2 protein-coding genes are annotated in these 1,880 nt (G+C 69.9%); one reads left to right on the top strand and one right to left on the bottom strand.

The window, feature by feature from the left end:
- The coding region (locus ACR2JA_RS07735) for a sulfate/molybdate ABC transporter ATP-binding protein (RefSeq protein WP_434008517.1) at positions 1-1,015 on the top strand (1,015 nt) is incomplete at its 5' end.
- Here ACR2JA_RS07735 and ACR2JA_RS07730 read toward each other — a convergent pair.
- Positions 945-1,880: LysR family transcriptional regulator (locus ACR2JA_RS07730; protein ID WP_434008516.1), on the bottom strand; the 936-nt coding region annotated here is incomplete at its 5' end. The two genes, ACR2JA_RS07735 and ACR2JA_RS07730, sit on opposite strands and share 71 nt — an antisense overlap.

The raw sequence follows: 1,880 nt of genomic DNA, 5'->3' as shown, positions 1-1,880 counted from the left end.
CAAGCACTTCGGCAGCTTCCACGCGCTGAAGAACGTCAATCTCGACATTGGCTCCGGCGAATTGCTGGCGCTGCTGGGCCCGTCGGGCTGCGGCAAGACCACGCTGCTGCGCATCATTGCCGGCCTGGAAACGCCGGACGCCGGCAGCATCCACTTCAGCGGCGAAGACACCACCGACGTGCACGTGCGCGAGCGCAACGTCGGCTTTGTGTTCCAGCACTATGCGCTGTTCCGCCACATGACGGTGTTCGAGAACGTGGCCTTCGGCCTGCGCGTCAAGCCGCGCGGCGAGCGCCCCAGCGAGGCGCAGATCAAACAGAAAGTGACCGACCTGCTCAAGCTGGTGCAGCTCGACTGGATCGCCGACCGCTACCCCTCGCAGCTCTCGGGCGGCCAGCGCCAGCGCATCGCCCTGGCGCGCGCGCTCGCGGTCGAGCCCAAGGTGCTGCTGCTGGACGAACCCTTCGGTGCCCTGGACGCCAAGGTGCGCAAGGAACTGCGCCGCTGGCTGCGCCGCCTGCACGACGAGTTGCACGTCACCAGTATCTTCGTCACGCACGACCAGGAGGAAGCGCTGGAAGTGGCCGACCGCGTGGTGCTGATGAACAGCGGCGTGGTCGAGCAGGTCGGTTCGCCACAGGACGTGTGGGACCACCCGGCCAGCCCGTTTGTCTACGGCTTCCTGGGCGACGAGGTGTCGGTGGACGCGCCCGAACACGCCAGTGCGCAGGACGCCCAGGCCATGGCCTATGTGCGTCCGCACGACCTGGAGGTGCGCCGGTTCGCCGTGGGCGAACGCGGCATCGTGGCCGAGCTGCAGCGCGCCATCGTGGTGGGGCCGATCGCGCGGCTGGAACTGTGGCCGCTCAACGATGCGTCGCCCAGCGGGCACGACCCGCTGATCGAAGCGCAGGTGCCGGCCGAGTGGTTCCGCGCTCAGGGTTTCAAGGACGGCGAGAAGCTGCTCGTGTCGCCGCGCCGCGCCCGCGTGTTCCTGCAGCCTTCGCACGCGTGAAGTCGGTTGCGGCGGCCGCCAGCAGCCCGTCGGCAAACTGACGGGCCGCGGGCGTGAGCCCGTCCATGCCCTGGCTCACCATGGACACGCGCAGCTGCGGTAGCGGTTCGCGCAGCGGCAGCGCGGTGATGGTCTGGGCCACCTGCGGGTCGTCCAGCACCACGGTGGACATGAGCACCAGCGCGTCGGTGCTGCGCACCAGCGACAGGGCGATGTAGAGCGACTGCACCATCATGACCTGGCGCGGGGGCTCCACGCCCAGGGCCTGCATCGCGTCGCCGATCACGCGCGGCCCATACCCTGGTAGCAGCCACAGGCAGTCTTTGAGCTCGCGCAGGGAGCGCGCGCCCGCCAGCGTGTGCCCCAGGCGGGCCATGACCTGCAGCGGGGCGCGGAACAGCACCTGGCGGTCGAGCGTGTCGTTCACCGGCTCGTCCAGTTCGCTGATCACCGCAAAGTCGTACTGCCCCACCTTCCAGAGGTCCTGCGGATCGCTCAGCGACAGCTCGTGGATGTCCAGGCGCACACCGGGCCGGGTGCGCCGGAAGGTTTCGAGCGCTGGCGCCAGCACACGGGCCGCCGCGCCGGAGCTGAAGGCCAGCCGCAGCGCACCGCTGCTGCCGTCGCGCAGCTGCTCCAGTTCGTCCTGCGCCTGGCGCCATTCTTCGAGCAGGCGCAGCGCGCGCCGGTGCAGCGACTCACCCAGCGCTGTCAGCACCACGCCGCTGGTCTGGCGCAGCAGCAGCGGCGCGCCCGCCTGGCGTTCGAGTTCGCGCACCACGTAGGTCACGGCCGGCTGGGTCAGCCCCAGGCGGCGTGCCGCGGCGCGGATGCTGCCGCATTCCGCGACGACACAGAACACTTC

It is taken from the genome of Hydrogenophaga sp., from assembly GCF_051007235.1.
Taxonomy (GTDB): domain Bacteria; phylum Pseudomonadota; class Gammaproteobacteria; order Burkholderiales; family Burkholderiaceae_C; genus Hydrogenophaga.
The sequence above is the reverse complement of the archived record's forward strand: the minus strand, read 5'-3'. Positions and strand labels throughout refer to the sequence as shown.